Origin of the sequence: Micromonospora sp. NPDC000089, assembly GCF_042899365.1 — a bacterium.
In the GTDB taxonomy this organism is placed as follows: Bacteria; Actinomycetota; Actinomycetes; order Mycobacteriales; family Micromonosporaceae; genus Micromonospora.
Map to the genome: position 1 here is coordinate 257,014 of NZ_JBIAZT010000005.1, position 17,784 is coordinate 274,797.

Below are 17,784 nucleotides of genomic sequence, written 5' to 3' on the forward strand. Positions count from 1 at the left end.
CACCCGACCGTGGGGGTGTCGCCCGGCGCGCCGCCGTCCGGCCATCCGGAGGTGGGCGTGGCGCGCGGATGTGCCGGCGGCGTCAGGGGCGATGGTGGGCCTCGGCGTGGTGGTCGGCCAGCACGTCCTGGCCGAAGTCGCCGGCCGGGCGGCGCAGCACGGTGTGCGCGTGGTTGCCGTCGTCCGTGGTGTTGTCGTACTCGATCAACAGGTCGTCGCCCTGGACCCGGTAGTAGTGCCGGGCCCCGGGTCGGGTCGCGCCGGCCCAGGCGAAGTGCCGTTCACCGCCGGCGAGCCGGGCCGCCTCGCGGGCGGCCAGCTCGGCGGGCAGCCGGTCCAGGTAGAGCGCGACCAGCTGGTCCAGCAGCGCCCGGCCGGTCGGGCCGAGCCGCCCGGCCGGTACGCCCAGCGGCTCCAGCGGCGCGGTCACCGTCGGCCGGGTGGCGCTGATGATGTCGGCCGGCGCCTCGTCGGCGATGATCGCCGCGGCCCGGCCGGCCGAGCCGATCGCCTCCAGCAGCTCCCTGGCCAGGTCCTCCTCCACCCCGAGCGGGCGGGAGACCGGGCGGCCGGCGTGCCGGACGGTGGCCGGGTTGGCGCCGAGGAAGATCGGGGCGGGGGAGACCTGGTCGTCGACGACGGTCATGGTCACCGACAGGTGGTGTCCCTCGAACCGTCACGCCCACCGGTCGTCCCGGCCGGGGTCGCCGAAGGTCGCCACCCAGTAGTCGCCGCTGTGCCGGCCCCGCCGCCAGCCCTCCGCGCGGTCCAGCACCTCCTCCAGCGACATCACCGCCATCGCCTGCGCGTACGCGGCGGGGCTCAGCGCGGTGGCGAGCAGCCGGTGGGCCGCCTTGCGGCCGGCCACGTCGAGGTCGGCCAGGCAGCCGCCCGGTCGGGGACGGGGACGGTACTCCAACCATCGGCGCCGGTCGTCGGCGAACGGGCGGGCGACCGCGGCGCGGGCGGGCCCGTCCAGCCCGGCCAGCAGCGCGGTGGTCGCCCGCCGCATCCGTTCGGGTACGGGTTCCTCCACCGCCCCTGTATACCGGCCCGCCGCCGGGTCCGCTGCCCGCGGTCGCCGGCTCAGCGCGCGGTCAGCAGCGCGAGCATCTCCGGCAGGTCGAAGAAGCGGGCGGTCTCCACCGCCGACGGGCCGCCGTGCTCGGGGTCCGCGCCGGCGGCGAGCAGCGCCCGGACCGCGGCCTCGTTCTGCCGGAACACCGCGGCGGCGAGGGCGGTCTGTCCCCGGTCGTTCACCCGGGCGTGGTCGGCGCCGTGCGCCAGCAGGGCGGCGACCGTGTCCGGGCGGGCGTGGTACGCGGCCAGGATGAGCAGCGTGTCGCCCTTGTCGTTGGTCATGTTCGCCGGCAGTCCGGCGTCGAGGTAGCCGGCGAGTTCCTCGGTGGACCCGCAGCGCGCCAGGTCGAACATGCGGTGGGCGAAGGCCAGGGTCTCGGCGTCGAGTTCGTCGGTCACCCCCGCAGGCTAGTGCCGCGGTGGACCGCCCGCGGCCGACACCACGTCCCAACATCCGGTATTGCCTACTAAACCTATAGGGTTTACCGCCTAGACTGGTCCCCAGCACGCACCACCTCGGGAGACGCCATGACCAGCATCCACCCCACCGACCTGCGCACCGTCGCCGAGCGGTACACCGACCCGACGCGATGGCCGGTCCCGCTGAGCTTCGACCCGGCCACCCGGTGGTACGCCCGCCTCGCCGTCGCCGAAGACCACGAGGTGTGGGCGCTGAGCTGGCTGCCCGGTCAGGGCACCGACCTGCACGACCATGGTGGGTCATCGGGCGCGTTCCTGGTGGTCGCCGGCGAGCTCACCGAGGAGACCGTGGTCGGTGGCGAGCTGCGACCGCACCGGCTCGCCGCCGGCGCCGGTCGGCGGTTCGGCCCCCGCCACGTGCACGTGGTGACCAACCGCGGCGACGTGCCGGCGGTCAGCGTGCACGTCTACCGCCCCGCGCTGCGCCGGATGAACCGCTACCTGCTGGCCGACGGCCGGCTGCGGCTCGCCGAGGTGGCCGAGGCCGGCGCCGCCTGGTGACCGCCCCGCCGACCCGCTCCCCGGAAAGGACCACGACCATGCCGCACACCCTCACCCCGGGCCGTTCGACGCCCCCGCCGGGCTCCCGGGGCATCGACGAGATCCTCGCCGCGGCCCGCGCCCGGCTGCGCCGGCTCGACCCCGAGTCCGCCCACCTGGCGTACCGGGGCGGCGCCCTGCTGGTCGACATCCGGCCGGCCGCCCAGCGGGCCGCGCACGGCACCGTGCCGGGCGCCCTGGTGATCGAGCGCAACGTGCTCGAGTGGCGGCTCGACCCGCGATGTCCCGCCCGGTTGCCCGAGGCGGTCGGCTACGACCTGCCGGTGCTGGTGCTGTGCCAGGAGGGCTACACCTCCTCGCTGGCCGCCGCCGCGCTGCAGGATCTCGGCCTGCACCGGGCCACCGACGTCGCCGGGGGATTCGTGGCCTGGCGGATCGCCGGTCTGCCCGTCCTCGGCCCCACCCCACCCCGCCCGTCCCCGCCCGTCGCGCCGCCGGTGACCGCCGGCCGGGCGGCGTACTGACCGCCGCGCTCGACCGGGCGCCGCGGACGGCACCACCGACCCAGGAGGCCCTGCCCATGTCCGTCGTCGCCATCACCTCGCGCCCGCACCCGGCCGGCCGACCGCCGGCCGGCCGGCCCCGGCCCGTGCCGACGCTCACCATCACCGTCGACCTCTCCGCCGACCCGCTCCCGCCCCGGCTGGCCCGCCTGGTCGACCTGCTCGGCGAGCTGGCCGAGGCGGGCGAGGTCGCCGGCCGTCCGCCCGCGCCGCGGATCGTGGCCGCCCTGCCCGCGCCGCGCCCGGCGCCGGTGGCCGAGGACCCCCGGCTCGTTCGGGTGTTCGCCGGCTCCCGGACCGTCCGCCGGGAGGAGCGGGAGATCGCGCTCACCCGGATCGAGTTCGACCTGCTGCTCTTCCTGGCCGAGCACCCGCGCCGGGTGTTCACCCGCCCCCAACTGCTCGACCACGTGTGGGGGCACCCGCACGCGGTGGCCCGCACGGTCGACGTGCACGTGCGCCGGCTGCGGGCCAAGCTGGGCGGCGACGAACCGCTGATCACCACCGTGTACGGCGTGGGCTACCGGCTCGCCGACGACGCCCCGATCCGGGTCGACCGGCTCCGCTGACCGGGCCGACCCCGCCGCCGGCCCGGCCGATCGGGCGCGGCGCCCGCCGTGGGTACCCCCGAAAACCGGACGTTCGGACGACTCTGCTGTAATCATCTGGCTCGTACGCAGAGCGAGGGCTTGGCTGCGATGTGTTCGCTATATGTCACATTCATGCAACGCGGCCGCCCCTTGACCCTCGCTGAGGTGCCGGGAAGCATCGATGCAGCGGCGTCCCGGGCCGTGGGATCCGGACCAGCCTAGGAGGACCATGTCGGTCAGCCCCGCCTCGCCGCGCGCCGGATGGCACACGTCCCAACCCGCGGTCCCCGGCCGGCCGCCGGGCGGCCAACGCCGCCCCTCCAACACGTCCGCGCCGATGCTGACGGTGACCCTGTCCATCCCGCTGGCCGGCGAGGAGTCGCTCACCCCGCCGGCCCGACGACTGCTCGAGGCGGCCCGGGAGCTGCTGGAACGGGGCGAGGCCACGATCGCCACCAGCGGCGTGCCCGGTGAGCGCCGGCCCGAGCAGCTGCCCGCCGGCCGGCAGGCCGGCCGACCGCTCGCCCCGACCATCCCGGCCCTGCACATCCTCGCCTCGTCCCGCTCGGTGCTGCGCGACGGCGAGCCGCTGCCGCTGACCCGGCTGGAGTTCGACCTGCTGCTGCACCTGGTGGCCCACCCACGGCGGGTGTTCACCCGGCTCCAGCTGCTCAACGCCGTATGGGGCTACGAGCACGCCGGCGTCCGCACCGTCGACGTGCACGTGCGCCGGCTACGCGGCAAGGTCGGCGTGGACGTCCCCCTGGTCACCACCGTGTACGGCGTGGGCTACCGCCTCGCCGACGACGCCCGGGTCACCATCGACCGCACCGGCTGACCCGCCCGGCACCGTCCGGGGCACCATGGGCGGATGCGCGTCCGTCCGATCTCACCCGACCGGCTCGTCGAGGAGCTGACCGAACGGCTGCACGCGGCCGCCGGCGAGCTGGCGCCGGCCGTACCCCCGCCGTCCGGCGCCGGGTCGACGGCCGGGTCGACCGACGGCGGCCGGCTGCGGGTCGGCCTGGACGGCCCGCCGGCCGCCGCCCCGCAGCGACTCGCCGCGGCCCTGGTCGACCCGCTGCGCGCGCTCGGCCGGCCGGTGCTGCACGTACGCGCGGAGGACTTCCTGCGGCCCGCCTCGATCCGCTACGAACACGGCCGGACCAACCCGGACGCCTACTACGAGGGCTGGACCGACGAGGCCGGGTTGCGCCGGGAGGTGCTCGACCCGGCCGGTCCGGGCGGCTCGGGCCGGGTGCTGCCCTCGCTCTGGGACGCCGCCGCCGACCGGGCCAGTCGGGCCGGCTACGTCGACCTGCCACCCGGCGGCGTGCTGCTGGTCAGCGGCGCCCTGCTGCTCGGCGGGGGCCTGCCGTTCGACGTCACCGTGCACCTGCGGCTCACCCCGGCCGCGCTGGCCCGCCGCACCGACCCCGAGCACCGCTGGGCGCTGCCGGCCTACCAGCGGTACGCCGACGAGGTCGCGCCGGAGTCCTTCGCCGACGTGGTGGTGCGCGCGGACGACCCCCGCCACCCCGCCCTGGTCGAACCGGACCAGCCGGCCGACTGAGGCGGAAAAATCGCCGGTTTGCTGCCGTGGGGAGCGGGGTAATCGCCCGGCTCACAGGGCACGGGTGATCTCACCCGTGCGCACCGTATCCGGGGGACCGGGCCGACCACGGCACCGACCCCACGAAAGGCAGGCAGCGATGCTCGTCCACGACACGGTCGGTACGGGCCGTTCCCAGGCGGAGACCGACCAGATTCGACTCTCCCTGCGGGCCCGGTACGACGAGTTGTCCGCGGAGTACGAGCAGGCGGTCACCCAGAGCCAGGGGCTGCGGCTGGTGGAGGTCGGCGACACCGCCGGCGACGACCAGGCCGACAGCGGCACCAAGACGGCCGAGCGGGACACCGCCCAGTCGCTGCTGCGCACCATCCTGGACCGGCGGGCCCAGTTCGAGCACGCGCTGACCCGGCTCGACGAGGGCACCTACGGCTTCTGCGAGGGCTGCGCGGCGCCGATCCCGGTGGAGCGGCTGGAGATCTTCCCCTCGGCCACCTCCTGCGTGGCCTGCAAGCAGCACCGGGAGCGGCGGGCGGCCTGACCGCGGTTGCCGGTCGGATCCGGACGCGGTCGACTTCCGCTCATGGGTGAGATCAGGGTGGGCACCGCGTCCTGGACCGACCCGACGCTGCTCGACTCCGGGTGGTACCCGCAGACCGCGGACACCCCGGAGAAGCGGCTGGCGTACTACGCCCGGGCATTCTCGCTGGTCGAGGTGGACGCCACCTACTACGCGCCGCCGGCCGAGCGGACCGCCCGGCTGTGGGCCGAGCGCACCCCGGCCGGGTTCACCTTCAACGTCAAGGCGTTCAGCCTGCTCACCGGGCACCCGACCCGGGTCTCCGCGCTCTACCAGGACCTGCGGCCGGAGACGGACAAGAAGAACGTCTACCCCGACGACCTGCCGGCGCAGGCGTACGAGGAGGTCTGGACCCGGTTCCTGTCCGCGCTGGACCCGCTGGTGGCGGCGGGCAAGCTCGGCGCGCTGCTGTTCCAGTTCCCGCCCTGGTTCACCATCAAGCGGGACAACAAGGACTACCTGCTGGAGGTGGAGCGGCGCTGCCGCCCGCTGCGGCCGGTCTTCGAACTCCGGCACGCGTCCTGGTTCGACGGCGCGAACGCCGACGAGACGCTGGCGTTCCTGCGCAGGCACCGGCTGCCCTTCGTCTGCGTGGACATGCCCCAGGGCCACCGCAGCTCGGTGCCGCCGGTGCTGGCCGCCACCGCCGACCTGGCGGTGGTGCGCTTTCACGGGCACAGCGACAAGTGGACCAGCAAGGACATCCACGAGAAGTTCGGCTACCGCTACTCCGACCGGGAGCTGCGCGACTGGGCGCCGAAGCTGCGCGAGCTGGCCGACTCCGCCGAGCAGACCCACGTGCTGATGAACAACTGCTACCGCGACTACGCGCAGACCAACGCCCGCACCCTGGTCGACCTGCTGGCCGACTGACCGTTCTCCCCGGCGCCGACGCCGCCGGCCTCACCCGCGCCGGGTGAGGCCCGCTCACCCGGCGCCGCGCAGCATGGAGGGTGCCGGCCGCCGCCGCGGCCGGGAACGACGACGGTACGGAGGTGACCGGTATGGCGGCTCGGGTGGTGGCGGATCCACGACGCGGTTCGGTGCTGCACGTCGTCGGCTCGGGCGGTGACCCCCGGCGGCCGGCCCGGACCAACCGGACCAGCAGCCCCGTGCGGCACCGGCGCGGCGCGTCCGGCCCGCCGGGGCGCGACGACGACCGCCGGTGGGGTGGCGACGACGACCCCCGGTGGGACGCCGAGGGCCGGGGGTGGCGCGATGGCTGACGAACCGATCTCCGTCTTCGAGAGCTCGCGGGACAAGACCAACCAGATCCTCAAGGACATCGAGCGGGCGTACGGCTGGCCCCGGGAGCGGCGCAACCAGTCGTACGCGGCGTTGCGCACCGTGCTGCACCTGCTGCGCGACCGGATGCCGGTGCAGGAGAGCGTGGAGTTCGCCCAGCAGTTGCCGGTGCTGGTGCGCGGGGTCTACTTCGACGGTTGGCAGCCCGCGAACGTGCCGATCAAGCTCGACCGGGACGACTTCCGCTACGAGGTCCGGCAGGGCTTCCCGTACGACGCCGAGGGCGGCCCGGAGCGGGTGGCGCAGGTGGTGCTGGACACCCTGCGCCGGCACGTCAGCCAGGGCGAGTGGGAGGACGTCAGGTCCACCATGCCCGCCGACCTGGCCCGGATGATTCCCTAGCGGGGCCCGCCCGCCGGGTGTCACGCCGTACGGTTCACCCGGCGGGCCGGCCCGGCGATCGCCGCCGCGTCGACCAGGATCACCACCGGACCGCTTACTGCGGACCGAGCGGGAACACCTCGAACGCCGCCCCGTACCGGGTGCCGAGCCGGCTCCCGACCGGGCGGCTGACCCCCTCCAGGAACTCCTCCGCGTCGAAGCCTCCGTCCCCCAGCCCGCGCCGAACGCGCGGGACGGGTCGCCGCGCCGAGCCCCGCCGAACGGCCCGTACGTGCGGGTCCGGACGTCTACGGTGTGGTTAGAGAAGATCGCACGTGGGGTACCACCCGCAGCACGACGAACCCCGACCGATGCCGGGGCGGCACACCCGAGGGAGACCCATGGCACTCAACGACGACGACATGCAGACGACCAGCGGCGGCGGCCTCGAGGGCCCGGCCGACGGTGGGGCTACCCCGGGTCACCAGGACGGTGGCGCCGACGGTGGCGCGGAGGGTCCGGCCGACGGTGGCGCGACCCCGGGTCACCAGGACGGTGGCGCCGACGGTGGGGCCGAGGGTCCGGCCGACGGTGGCGCGACCCCCGGCCACTCCGACGGTGGCGCCGACGGCAGCGCCCGCTGACCGACCGACGTGACGATCACCGACCCGCCGGGCGGCCACGGCCGCCCGGCGGTTCCGTCTGCCGCGGCCGCGGCGCTGGCCCGCTGCGTCAGCGTCGAGCCGGCCAAGTTCGCCGCCGCCTACTGGGGTAGGGCGCCGCTGCTGTCCCGCGCCGCCGAGCTGCCCAATCCCACCGGCTTCACCGATCTGCTCAGCCCGGACGACGCCGACGAGCTGCTCAGCCGGCGCGGCCTGCGTACCCCGTTCCTGCGGGTCGCCCGGGACGGCCAGCTGGTCCCCGCGGCCCGCTGGACCGGCGGCGGCGGGGCCGGCGCCGAGATCGGCGACCAGGTCCTCGACGAGCGCGTGCTGGAGCAGTACGCCGCCGGCGCCACCCTGGTGCTGCAGGGCCTGCACCGGATCTGGCCGGCGCTGGTCGACTTCACCCGCGACCTGGGCACGGCGCTCGCGCAGCCGTTGCAGGTGAACGCCTACCTGACCCCGCCGGCCAGCCAGGGCTTCGCCACCCACTACGACACCCACGACGTGTTCGTGCTGCAGGTCGACGGGCGCAAGCACTGGCGGATCCACCCGCCGGTGCTGCCGGACCCGCTGGAGCGGCAGCCCTGGGGCGGGCGGGCCGACGAGGTCTCCGCCACCGCCGAGGGCACCGCCGCGCTGGACGTGGTGCTCGAGCCGGGGGACGCGCTCTACCTGCCCCGCGGCTGGCTGCACAGCGCCCAGGCGCAGGAGTCGAGCTCGCTGCACCTGACCGTGGGCATCCGCGCGCTGACCCGGTACGCCATGGTGGAGGAGCTGCTCGCCCTCGCCGCCGAGGACGCCCGGCTGCGCGCCGGCCTGCCGTTCGGCACCGACGTGGCCGACCCGGACGCGATCGAGCCGGAGCTGACCGAGACCGTCGAGGCGCTGCGCGACTGGCTGCTGCGCGCCGACCCGGGCGCCGTCGCCGCCCGGCTGCGGGCGCGCGCCTGGCCGGCCGCCCGGCCCGCGCCGATCCGCCCGCTCGCCCAGGCCGCCGCGCTGGCCGCCCTGGACGCCGACAGCCGGATCGCCCCCCGCGCCGGCCTGCGCTGGCAGCTCGTTCCCGCCGGGGCTGAGCGGGTGGCGCTGCGGCTGTTCGACCGGACGATCACCCTGCCGGCGGTGTGTGAGCCGGCCCTGCGGGCGCTGCTGGACGGCACGGTCGTCCGGGTCGGCGACCTGCCCGGCCTCGACGACGACGCCGACCGGCTGGTGCTGGCCCGTCGACTGCTCCGCGAGGCCGTCGCCGTCCCGGCCTGACCCGGCGCCGGGCCCGGCCGAGCGGCCGGCCGGGCCGGTGCTGTGCCGCCAGCGGCGCGACCAGCGGCCATCCCACCGCGTGGGCCGCGGACAGGCCGCACGGCGGCCGCCTGCCGCGCCTGCCGTCAGCGCGTCGCGACCAGCAGGCCCACGGTGGTCACCAGGCCGGCGATCAGCACGACGACGACCGGTCGGGGGCCCAGCACGGCGTGCCGCCGGTCCGCCAGCCGCTTGGCCGGCCCGAGCCCCGCCACCGGGCCGAGCAGCGTCACCACCAGCGCCAGCACCGGCATGCCCACCGCCAGGTCCCCGCCGTACCGGTGACCGGCGGCCCGGGCGGCGGCGCCCAGCGCGAACGCGACCAGCGCGCCGGCCACCCCGCAGAGCACCAGCAGCGGATTCACCGCCGCCGGCAGCTCGCCGCGCTGGCCGGTACGGTCCAGCAGCTCCCGCACCCCGCGCAGCAGCGGCACCGGATCCCCGGTGACGTCCGGGGCCGGGGCCGGTGGTTGGCCGAGCCGGCGGGCGCCCAGCCGGGTGCGCAGCTCGCCCCAGAGATGGCCCACCTCGGCGTCCACCCGCTCCAGCAGCGTCCGGGCCGCCGCCGCCTCCCCCTCGGCCTGGCGCAGCTGCTCGTCCGCCTCCGCCGCCGCCCGGGCGGCGGCGGCGCACTGCTGGTCGTGCCAGGCCTGCGCCTCGGCCCGCTGGGCGTGCACCCGGCCGGTCAGCTCGGCGAGCCGGCGGACGTGGGCGGCGTAGGTGTCACTGGCGACCGGTTCGTTCATCGGGACGGACCATAGGGGATGATCACCTGTCCGGTGCGGTGCACCGCCCGGTCGAAGAACAGTCCCCGCCACGGCCGGGGGTACCAGTCCGGGCCGCCGCTGCCGGGGTAGAGCGCCGAGCCCAGCTCACCGCCCTGCACGTCGAGCGCCACCCAGGCCCCGATCTGGTCGGTCCGGGACGCCGGCCCGCCCAGGTCCACCCGCATCCGGGCCACCCCCCGCCACCAGGCCAGGACGTGGGTACGCCGCTCCGGCCCGTCGTGCAGGATCCGCCGCAGCCGGTCCAGCCCGGTGCGGCCGGTGCCGCCGGTGGAGAGCGCGCCGGCGGCCGCGTCGACGGCGAACAGCAACAGGTAGTGCGGAACCGTCGGGGTGCCGGGGCGGCCCAGCCCCTCGGCCGTCTCGGCCATCAGCTCCGGCACGGTCTCCTCGTCGTACCAGGCGGCGTCGTCGGCCAGGTCGGCGTATAGGGCCCGGGCGGCCGGGTCGGCGTCCGGGTCCAGGCAGGCGATGGAGAAGCGGGCGGTGCCGGGGCGGTGCTGGCGGGCCAGCGAGCGGGCGGCCGCGTCGAGCACCGCGCAGGCCTCGTCCACCCGGGTGCCCAGCACCGCGAGGTTGCGTCCGGGCGCCCGGGGCAGCCGCAGCGCCGCCGAACGGGCCTGCACGTCGATGATCTCACCGAGCAGCGCCACCGGCCCCCGCGGCGGCGCGTCACCGGCCGGTGCCTCCAGGGCCCGGAAGTCCGGCGCGTCGGCCAGCCGGGGGATCGCGTCGCCGTCGAACAGCCGGGCCGGCGCGGCGTCCGGCGACCGCATCCGCCACAGCCGGTGCTGCAACTCGTTCCAGTCGTCCCAGTCGCTCGCCGACGGGATCCGGGCCACCTGGTTGCCCTCGGCCATCCCCGACTCGGCGTTGACCACCGCGTGGTACTTCGGCAGCGCCTGCGCCGCGTCGTTGCGTTCGGCCAGGATGCGCAGCGCCTTGGGCAGCGCGATCCGCAGGGTGAACTGGGCGACCAGCGCGGGCCGCCCCCACAGCGCCTCGATGCCGCGCACGTCCTGCGAGGCGAGCACCAGGTGGATGCCCTGCGAGCGGCCCCGCCGGGCCAGGTCCTCCAGCAGGTCGGCGGCCTCCCGGGCGACCACGTCCCGGCCGGCCAGCAGCGCCTGGAACTCGTCGACCACCGCCACGATCCGGGGCCAGTGCCCGGTCGGGTCGACCGCCCGCAGCTCGGCCAGCTTGGTCACCTCGAACGCCTTCGCCGCGTCCGCGCGCCGGCGCAGCTCGTCGGCGAGGAACCGCAGCAGCGCCAGGCCGAACTCCCGGTCGGTGTTGACGTTGATGCCGACCAGCCGGACGTGCGGCAGGAAGCTCGGGTCGCGCCGGCCCTGGGCGAACCGGGCGAAGGACACCCCCTCCTTGAAGTCGAGCAGGTAGAACTCCAGCTCGGTGGGGGAGTAGCGGGCGGCCAGCGCCCCGATCCAGGCGAAGATCAGGTTGGTCTTGCCGGTGCCGGACGGGCCGCCGATCAGCGCGTGCGGCGGATAGTCGCCGAGGGTCAGCCGCACCGGCCGGCCGTGCGGGCCCTCGCCGATCGGCGCGGTCAGCCCCGCCGCCGAGTGTTCCTTCCACATCTGCTCGGGCGGGGGCAGCAGGTCCGCGAAGGGGGCGGGCGGCGGGCCGGCGTTGACCCGGGCGGCGACGTCCCGGCAGGTCTCGGTGACCAGGGTGGCCGGCGGCGGGGGGTCGAGGCGTACCGGCAGGCCGGGCGGGGCGCCCACCCGGGCGTCGTCCGGCGCGGCGACCACCCGGGTCACCGTCGGGTCGTCCGGCAGCGGGATGCCGCGCACCACCAGGTGCACCCCGCAGGCGGCGCCGGTGCGGACCACCCGGTCCAGCTGGCCGCGCTCGTGCCGGGACAGCTCCTCCCCGCCGAGCAGCACCGCCACCCGCCACGGCTCCGGCCGCCGGCCGGTCACCGCGGCCAGCTCACGCAGCGAGCCGTACTCGCCGGCGAGCACCGTCTCGTTGATCCGGCGGATCTGCTCCACCAGGTCGTCCAGCAACCGGCCCAGCCCGCCCGGGCCGACGAACGTGAGCAGCCCGGCGGTGCCGAGCGGGGCGAAACCGGCCAGCCCGCCACCGAGGTGCTCCGGGTCGTACCCGGACAGCCGTACCGTGCCCGGGTCGGCCCGGCCGACGCTGCGCAGCAGCAGCGCGGCGACCACCGCGTCCGCGCCCGCCCGGTCCTCGCCGGACAGGTGCACGTGCCCGGCGTCCAGCAGCGGCACCAGCGCGGGCACCGGTTCCGCGCCGGCGATCCGCAGCGTGCCGACCCGGACCGGGCCGGCCGGCTCGCCGCGCCCGACCGGCGCCGCCCGCCAGCCGGCCCAGTCCGCGGACGCCGCGCCGGGCGCCTCGCGCAGGGCGGCCGCGGCGGCCCGCCGGGCCAGCTCGGCGAGCCGCGCGGCGTGTCGTTCGTCGATCTCCGTCAGCCGCCGGTCGCGCGCCGCGGCGACCTTGCCGGGTACGGCCGCGGCGGCCCGCCGGATCCGGGTACGCCGTTCCTGTGCGGCGGTCACCTCCGCCTCGGCGGCGGCCAATCGGGCCCGGGTCGCGCCGAGCGCCTCGGCGAGCAGGCCCCGGGCCCGCGCGACGACCTGGTTACGCAGGTCAGCCACGGTCGTCACCGGCCACCGTGGAGGCCGCGCGCTCGTCCGAGCGGGGCAGGTCCCGGCCGAGTCGGGCGAGCAGCACGCCGGCGACCACCCCGGCGGTCACCGCGGGGTCGGCGGCGTGCGGTTGGCCGGTTCCGGCGCCGCCGGCCGGCGGCATCCGGCAGATCCGGGTGAGCAGGGTGTCGAGCACCGGCGCCGGCAGCCCCGGCAGCAGGTCGCGGACCCGGCCGCCCAGCTCGCCCCGCAACCGCCCGAGGTCGCCCGCGCGCGGCGGGTGGCCGAGCAGCTCACCGGCGAGGTCGCGCAGCAGCGGCGGGGCGATCGCGGCCAGCCCGAGGCCGACGTCGGCGTGCGCCCGGCGCAGCTCCCGCCGCAGCCCGTCCCGGTCACCGGAGCGGACCCCGCTCACCACCCGGCGCAGCAGCTCGCGGGAGTCACCCACCCGCTCGTCCGGTTCGTCCGGCGGACCCTCGCCGCCGCCGGTCAGCTCCGCCACCCGGACCGCCCACCAGCGCCGGACGGTCGGGTCGGCCCGCTGCTCGCCGGGCGCGCCGGGCGGGGCCACGGCGTCGCCGCGCGGGGCGTCGTGGGTCGGCTCGCGGCCGGCGGCCCGGGGTGCCGGCGCGCCGTCGGGGGCGAGCCCGATCGCGGCCAGGTACGCCGAGAGCTGCTCCTGGGCCACCCGCAGCGCGTGCCCGGCCGACTCGGCGTGCTCGGTGGCCGCGGAGAGCTCGGGCACCCCCATCGGGTCGGCCGACTCCTGCCGAACCCAGCGCAGCCGCTCGCTGGCCTGGCCGAACTTCTCCAGCGCCAGGGCGAGCGGGGCCAGCGGAAGCTCCTCTGCGGCGGCGCGCACCTGCGCCCCGAGGTCCTCGATGATGGACACGGCGACTACAGCGACGAGACGTACAGCTGCGCCTGCTCCACCGCGACGAGTGTCGCGGCGAGGCACTCCTCCAGCTCCTGCCCGGCCTGGGTGAGCGACGCCTGGGCGGCCTCGACGGTTTGGTGCCCGCTGCCCTCCAGCGCGCCGGCGAGGGTCTGCTGCGCCTCGGACAGCTTCTCGCCGGCCGCCTGCACGGCTGTCTGCCCGTCACCGATCTGTTGCAGCGCGACATCGATCGCAGCCTTCAGTTCGGCGACGCTCGCCACGGTGACCTCCAGGGGGCGGGGAGAGCTCCATTACAACGCATCCGGTTCGGGGAGAGAACAGCCGCCCTGGCGGTGTTCCTGCCCCGCTGTCCGGATGCCGGCCCTGACGTGCGACGCGAGCCGGTGCGGGCCCTGCGTCGGCGGCGCAGGGTCCCGTCAACGGGACCGTGGTCGGTCGCCCGGCCCGCCGAGGTGGACCGGGTCGGGCCGGTCAGCGCTCCTCGCCGCGCAGCCAGCGTGGGCCGCGTACCTCGGCGCCGAGCGCGCCCACCCGCTCCCGCAGCTCGCGGTCGGCGGTGACCACCAGCCGGCGCCGGTCCGGCGCGGCCCGGACCAGGTCCACGATCGTGTCGTCGCCCGAGCCGGGCGCGCCGACGGTGTCGACGCCGGGCACCCCCGGCACGTCCCGGGCCGCGCCCTCCACCACCAGCACCACCTCCACCGGCGGCGACAGGTCCGGCGGTACGCCCCCGGCGGCCACCGGCACCAGCCGGTCGCGCAGCCGCGCCGCGGCCCCGGCGCGGTCCCGCCACCAGCCGTCCGGCCGGGAGCCGACCACGTTGGCGCCGTCGACGATCAGCAGCGGTGCGGTGTCCATGCCCCCAGCCTGCCACCCCGCGGCGTTTGTCGGTGCCTGCGACGCGGCGGCGTTCGTCGCCGCCCGCGAGCCGGCGGCGTTTGTCGGGCCGACCGCCGGGTAGCCACCGCCGACCGTGCCGCGCCATGTCGCGCCCCGGCGGCCGTGCCGACCGACTGCGGAGGACAGAATGATGGGACCCGGTGACTTCGGCAACGACCCGTGGGACGAGTTCCTGGCCCGGTACTTCGGCCGGGGCGAGGGTGGTCGCCGACCGGCGCACCGGGTCGACATCACCCGGCTGATGACCGCGGACGCCCGGGAGATGCTGGCGGACGCGGCGCGGCGGGCCGCCCAGAAGCACAGCAACGACCTGGACACCGACCACCTGCTCTGGGCGGCGCTGCAGCGCGAGCCGCTGCGCGACCTGGTACGCCGGGCCGGCGCCGACCCGGACGCCCTGGTCAACGCCCTGGGCGGGCGCGGTGACGGGGCGCCCAGGGGCGAGGTGCCGCCGAACCTCTCGCTCACCCCGGCGGCGAAACGCGCGCTGCTCGACGCCCACCAGCTGTCCCGCGCGATGGGGGCGAACTACATCGGGCCCGAGCACATCCTGATGGCGCTGCCGCTGAACCCGGAGTCCCCGGCCGGCCGGATGCTCGCCGCCGGGCGGATCCAGCCGGAGTCGCTGCAGGCGGCCAGCGCCGAGCGCGGCCCGACGAGCGGCCCGAAACCGGACCGCGGCACCCCCACCCTCGACCAGTACGGCCAGGACCTCACCGACCTGGCCCGGGCGGACCAGATCGACCCGGTGATCGGCCGAGCCGACGAGATCGAGCAGGCGGTGGAGATCCTCTCCCGCCGGACCAAGAACAACCCGGTGCTGATCGGCGAGGCCGGCGTCGGCAAGACCGCCATCGTGGAGGGGCTGGCCGAGCGGATCTGCGACGGGGACGTGCCGCAGACCCTGCTCGGCAAGCGGGTGGTCCAGCTCGACCTGTCCGGGTTGGTCGCCGGCACCCGCTACCGGGGCGACTTCGAGGAGCGCCTGAAGAAGGTGATCGACGAGATCCGGGCCCACCGGGACGAGCTGATCATCTTCCTGGACGAGATCCACACCCTGGTCGGCGCGGGCGGCGCCGGCAGCGAGGGCGGCATGGACGCGTCCAACATGCTCAAGCCCGCGCTGGCCCGCGGCGAGCTGCGGGTGATCGGCGCGACCACGCTGGACGAGTACCGCAAGAGCATCGAGAAGGATGCCGCGCTGGCCCGCCGGTTCCAGCCGGTGCTGGTGCCCGAGCCCAGCGTCGAGGACACCGTCGCCATCCTGCGCGGCCTGCGCGACCGGTACGAGGCCCACCACCAGGTGCGGTTCACCGACGAGGCGGTGGTCGCCGCCGCGGAGCTGTCCGACCGGTACGTCACCGACCGGTTCCTGCCGGACAAGGCGATCGACCTGATCGACCAGGCCGGCGCCCGGGTCCGGCTGCGCACCCGGACCCCCGCCTCCGACGTGCGCGAGCTGGAGCAGCAGCTCGACGACGTCCGCCGGGACAAGGAGCAGGCGGTCGCCGACGAGCAGTACGAGAAGGCGTCCGCGCTGCGCGACCGGCTGGCCGAGCTGGAGGAGCGGATCCGGGGTGCCCACGGCAACGGCGACAACGACTCCTCGCACGTGCCGGCGGTCGGGCCGCAGGAGATCGCCGAGGTGGTCTCCCGGGCCACCGGCATCCCGGTCAGCCAGCTCACCGAGGAGGAGCGGGACCGGCTGCTGCGGCTGGAGGGTCAGCTGCACGAGAAGGTGGTCGGCCAGGACGACGCGGTCAGCGCGGTGGCCGAGGCGGTCCGCCGCTCGCGTACCGGGCTGGCCGACCCGGACCGCCCGATGGGCAGCTTCCTGTTCCTCGGCCCCACCGGCGTCGGCAAGACCGAGCTGGCCCGGGCGCTGGCCGAGGCGCTCTTCGGCGAGGCCGACCGGATGATCCGGGTGGACATGAGCGAGTTCCAGGAGCGGCACACCGTGGCCCGCCTGGTCGGCGCGCCCCCCGGCTACGTGGGGTACGAGGAGGCCGGCCAGCTCACCGAGGCGGTGCGCCGCCGCCCGTACGCGGTGGTGCTGCTGGACGAGATCGAGAAGGCCCACCCGGACGTGTTCAACATCCTGCTCCAGGTGCTCGACGACGGCCGGCTCACCGACAGCCAGGGCCGCACGGTGAACTTCAAGAACACCGTGCTGATCATGACGAGCAACCTCGGCTCGGAGCTGATCACCGGCAGCCAGCGCTCGGTCGGGTTCGACCTGGGCGAACCGGGCGGCTCGCAGGAGAGCGACGAGCTGCGGCAGCGGCTGATGCGTCGGCTGCAGGAGAACTTCCGCCCGGAGTTCCTCAACCGGATCGACGAGACGATCATCTTCCGCCGGCTGGAGGGCGAGCAGCTGCGGCAGATCACCGAGCTGCTGCTGGAGGAGACCCGCCGGCGGCTGCACGCCCAGGACATCCAGGTCGCGTTCACCCCCGCCGGGGTGGACTGGCTGGCCGAGCACGGCTACCAGCCGGAGTTCGGGGCCCGGCCGCTGCGCCGGGTGATCCAGCGCGAGGTGGACAACCGGTTGTCCCGGATGCTGCTGGAGAACGGGATCTCCCCGGGCCAGAAGGTCACCGTGGACGCCCGCGACGGTCAGCTCGCCTTCGACGTGGCGGCCGGGGACCGCGACCACACCCCGTCGAGCACCACCCATCCGCGGTGAGCCGGAGGTCGGGGATGACCGGACCGGAGCAGAACGCGCGGAACGCGCGGAACAGGGAGAACGACGAGAACGAGGACGACGCGGAGCGCAGCGAACCGATCCTCGCGCCGCCGACGGCGAACCCGTCCCGGGTGAAGGTGCCGCCGGAGGGCCTCAGGCACCAGGACGACGACGGTGAGCCGGCCCCGCCCGGGCCGCCGGAAGAGGAGGCGTGATGGTACGCGAGCAGCGACTCGACCCCGAGGTCGAGGTCATCTGGGAGGACTTCCACGCCGAGGTGAACGTCCCCTCCGAGCAGCTGCGCCAGTGGCTGCTGACCCGCGGCTCGGGGGAGGAGTCGTTCGGCCCGAACCCGGATCTCGACCTGCCCGAGCCGGGCCGGCAGATCCTCGCCGTGCTGCGCAAGCGCAAGGTCGATCTCACCCCGGAGGACATCGAGGTGATGCGGAACGCGATCGACCGGATCCGCGAGCTGTCGGCCGAGAAGCCGCGCGGCGGCAACGCCGACGACAAATGGCGCCACTCGCTGCTCGACCTGGGCCACGACGTCCTCGTCGAACGCTGACCGGCACGACCGCGGCACCCGGGAGGTCGGTCCCGGGCGCCGCGGTCGTGGTAGATGGGAGCGGCCAGCGCGTGGCGGGCCCGCGGGCCGCCGGCGCGGCGGCCGGTCAGTGCTCCGTGCCGAGGCTGGGCAGTTGCAGGCCGGCGGCGTCGGCGGCCGCCTGCCGTTCGCCCCGGGCGGCCTCCTCCCGGCTGAGCAGGGTGGCGTACTCGGTGATGTCGGCCGGGTCGGGCACCTCGGGCAGCCGGCGCAGGAACGCCTCGACGTCCCGGGACGCGGCGGTGTGCGCGGCGGCCGCCCGGCGCAGCAGCTCGCTCTGGTCGGCGGCGGGGTAGAGATCGGTCATGCGGGTCGGATACCCGC

20 protein-coding genes and 2 pseudogenes are annotated in these 17,784 nt (G+C 76.1%); 14 read left to right on the top strand and 8 right to left on the bottom strand.

Annotated elements, in window-relative coordinates:
* Positions 1-82: 82 nt before the first annotated feature.
* A pseudogene (locus ACFY3U_RS12705) lies at positions 83-1,012 on the bottom strand (DUF3500 domain-containing protein).
* 74 nt (positions 1,013-1,086) lie between these two features.
* A complete protein-coding gene (locus tag ACFY3U_RS12710; RefSeq protein ID WP_387199940.1) occupies positions 1,087-1,434 on the bottom strand; it encodes an ankyrin repeat domain-containing protein in 348 nt (115 codons plus the stop codon).
* Positions 1,435-1,608: 174 nt separating this feature from the next.
* Between ACFY3U_RS12710 and ACFY3U_RS12715 the strand changes: the two genes are divergently transcribed.
* The 11 genes and pseudogenes from ACFY3U_RS12715 to ACFY3U_RS12765 all read left to right on the top strand — a co-directional run bounded on the left by ACFY3U_RS12715 (position 1,609) and on the right by ACFY3U_RS12765 (position 8,915).
* On the top strand, positions 1,609-2,061 hold the full coding sequence (locus ACFY3U_RS12715) for a cysteine dioxygenase (protein WP_387199499.1): 453 nt from the start codon (positions 1,609-1,611) through the stop codon (positions 2,059-2,061).
* 38 nt (positions 2,062-2,099) lie between these two features.
* On the top strand, positions 2,100-2,585 hold the full coding sequence (locus tag ACFY3U_RS12720; RefSeq protein ID WP_387199502.1) for a rhodanese-like domain-containing protein: 486 nt from the start codon (positions 2,100-2,102) through the stop codon (positions 2,583-2,585).
* 56 nt (positions 2,586-2,641) lie between these two features.
* Positions 2,642-3,193, top strand: a complete 552-nt coding sequence (locus tag ACFY3U_RS12725) for a winged helix-turn-helix domain-containing protein (protein ID WP_387199505.1) — start codon at positions 2,642-2,644, stop codon at positions 3,191-3,193.
* Between the two features lie 250 nt (positions 3,194-3,443).
* Positions 3,444-4,052, top strand: a complete 609-nt coding sequence (locus tag ACFY3U_RS12730) for a winged helix-turn-helix domain-containing protein (protein ID WP_387199508.1) — start codon at positions 3,444-3,446, stop codon at positions 4,050-4,052.
* A 33-nt stretch (positions 4,053-4,085) separates the two neighbouring features.
* Complete coding sequence (locus ACFY3U_RS12735) at positions 4,086-4,787, top strand: uridine kinase (RefSeq protein ID WP_387199511.1); 702 nt, start codon at positions 4,086-4,088, stop codon at positions 4,785-4,787.
* Between the two features lie 139 nt (positions 4,788-4,926).
* A complete protein-coding gene (locus ACFY3U_RS12740; protein WP_387199514.1) occupies positions 4,927-5,325 on the top strand; it encodes a TraR/DksA family transcriptional regulator in 399 nt (132 codons plus the stop codon).
* Between the two features lie 42 nt (positions 5,326-5,367).
* Positions 5,368-6,237 carry a DUF72 domain-containing protein gene (locus ACFY3U_RS12745; protein WP_387199517.1) on the top strand — a complete coding sequence of 290 codons (870 nt, stop codon included), beginning with the start codon at positions 5,368-5,370 and terminating at the stop codon, positions 6,235-6,237.
* A 131-nt stretch (positions 6,238-6,368) separates the two neighbouring features.
* Positions 6,369-6,590: a hypothetical protein gene (locus tag ACFY3U_RS12750; RefSeq protein ID WP_387199520.1), complete on the top strand. Its 222-nt coding sequence runs from the start codon at positions 6,369-6,371 to the stop codon at positions 6,588-6,590.
* Positions 6,583-7,011, top strand: a complete 429-nt coding sequence (locus ACFY3U_RS12755) for a DUF2267 domain-containing protein (RefSeq protein WP_387199523.1) — start codon at positions 6,583-6,585, stop codon at positions 7,009-7,011. The genes ACFY3U_RS12750 and ACFY3U_RS12755 overlap by 8 nt, the downstream gene beginning before the upstream one ends.
* A gap of 380 nt (positions 7,012-7,391) precedes the next feature.
* Positions 7,392-7,628: pseudogene (locus tag ACFY3U_RS12760) on the top strand (hypothetical protein); the annotation flags it as partial.
* A 15-nt stretch (positions 7,629-7,643) separates the two neighbouring features.
* On the top strand, positions 7,644-8,915 hold the full coding sequence (locus tag ACFY3U_RS12765; RefSeq protein WP_387199526.1) for a cupin domain-containing protein: 1,272 nt from the start codon (positions 7,644-7,646) through the stop codon (positions 8,913-8,915).
* 125 nt (positions 8,916-9,040) lie between these two features.
* Here ACFY3U_RS12765 and ACFY3U_RS12770 read toward each other — a convergent pair whose 3' ends face one another.
* From ACFY3U_RS12770 to ACFY3U_RS12790, 5 genes are all read right to left on the bottom strand, one after another.
* Positions 9,041-9,700 carry a hypothetical protein gene (locus ACFY3U_RS12770; protein ID WP_387199529.1) on the bottom strand — a complete coding sequence of 220 codons (660 nt, stop codon included), beginning with the start codon at positions 9,698-9,700 and terminating at the stop codon, positions 9,041-9,043.
* A complete protein-coding gene (locus tag ACFY3U_RS12775) occupies positions 9,697-12,381 on the bottom strand; it encodes an FtsK/SpoIIIE domain-containing protein (protein ID WP_387199943.1) in 2,685 nt (894 codons plus the stop codon). The genes ACFY3U_RS12770 and ACFY3U_RS12775 overlap by 4 nt, the downstream gene beginning before the upstream one ends.
* On the bottom strand, positions 12,374-13,264 hold the full coding sequence (locus ACFY3U_RS12780) for a hypothetical protein (protein ID WP_387199532.1): 891 nt from the start codon (positions 13,262-13,264) through the stop codon (positions 12,374-12,376). The genes ACFY3U_RS12775 and ACFY3U_RS12780 overlap by 8 nt, the downstream gene beginning before the upstream one ends.
* Before the next feature lie 5 nt (positions 13,265-13,269).
* Complete coding sequence (locus tag ACFY3U_RS12785) at positions 13,270-13,530, bottom strand: hypothetical protein (RefSeq protein WP_387199535.1); 261 nt, start codon at positions 13,528-13,530, stop codon at positions 13,270-13,272.
* Between the two features lie 211 nt (positions 13,531-13,741).
* Positions 13,742-14,128, bottom strand: a complete 387-nt coding sequence (locus ACFY3U_RS12790; protein ID WP_387199538.1) for a hypothetical protein — start codon at positions 14,126-14,128, stop codon at positions 13,742-13,744.
* A 169-nt stretch (positions 14,129-14,297) separates the two neighbouring features.
* On the opposite strand from ACFY3U_RS12790, the gene ACFY3U_RS12795 reads away from it, so the two are divergent.
* Genes ACFY3U_RS12795 through ACFY3U_RS12805 form a run of 3 tightly spaced genes read left to right on the top strand, consistent with a single transcriptional unit; the run spans position 14,298 to position 17,421 of the window.
* On the top strand, positions 14,298-16,856 hold the full coding sequence (locus tag ACFY3U_RS12795) for an ATP-dependent Clp protease ATP-binding subunit (RefSeq protein WP_387199540.1): 2,559 nt from the start codon (positions 14,298-14,300) through the stop codon (positions 16,854-16,856).
* A 14-nt stretch (positions 16,857-16,870) separates the two neighbouring features.
* Complete coding sequence (locus ACFY3U_RS12800; protein ID WP_387199543.1) at positions 16,871-17,071, top strand: hypothetical protein; 201 nt, start codon at positions 16,871-16,873, stop codon at positions 17,069-17,071.
* Positions 17,071-17,421, top strand: coding sequence for a DUF3140 domain-containing protein (locus ACFY3U_RS12805; RefSeq protein WP_387199546.1), 351 nt, complete (start codon positions 17,071-17,073; stop codon positions 17,419-17,421). The genes ACFY3U_RS12800 and ACFY3U_RS12805 overlap by 1 nt, the downstream gene beginning before the upstream one ends.
* Positions 17,422-17,527: 106 nt before the next feature.
* Here the strand turns inward: ACFY3U_RS12805 and ACFY3U_RS12810 are convergent, their stop codons facing one another.
* A complete protein-coding gene (locus ACFY3U_RS12810; RefSeq protein WP_387199549.1) occupies positions 17,528-17,767 on the bottom strand; it encodes a hypothetical protein in 240 nt (79 codons plus the stop codon).
* Between the last annotated feature and the right edge of the window lie 17 nt (positions 17,768-17,784).